The following is a 523-nucleotide window of genomic DNA, read 5'->3' on the forward strand; positions in this document are numbered from 1 at the left end:
GCACCAACCCGACGACTGATGCCAGTGAAGTGGGACCTTCCACCAAAATACGGCGCCCGTCCGACAGCGCGATGTCCACCCGCTGCGCCAAGACAGAAGAACCAGGATCAGCCGCCACGTCGTTCATGCGCGCGACAGCGGAGGGGCTTTCCATCGCGGATGCTTCAATCTCAACAGGTAGGAAAACGCTCTCAAAAGCGACACTCTCATCCACGGATGAGGCGCTCTGTGTCGGCGCGAACCGGGGATCCTTCAGCCACTTGAAAATCAGGTTCGCGTTCATCCACTGCCCGGCAGTCGAAACGCAGTTTCGATGAGAGGGGCATAGCGCCGTGCAACCTGTGCAACCGAAACGCCAGTCGTCAACGTTTGCGCGCAAATCGTGCGCTTCTCGTCGTCAGACCAGACCCGCTTCTTCAAACCCTTCTTCCCTGCCATCACCAACCTCAAGATGTCCACTATCAATGGTGGACACTATCACCCACTCCATCACGCAGGCAGGGCAGTCAGACCGGACGGATAC

Annotated in this window: 1 protein-coding gene; it reads right to left on the minus strand. The window is 58.3% G+C overall.

The features are described from left to right. A partial coding sequence (locus ACOI1H_RS26225; protein ID WP_422441296.1) for a transposase occupies nucleotides 1-283 on the minus strand: 283 nt, incomplete at its 3' end. Between the last annotated feature and the right edge of the window lie 240 nt (nucleotides 284-523).

It is taken from the genome of Loktanella sp. DJP18 (genome assembly GCF_049310965.1).
Taxonomy (GTDB): Bacteria; Pseudomonadota; Alphaproteobacteria; order Rhodobacterales; family Rhodobacteraceae; genus Loktanella.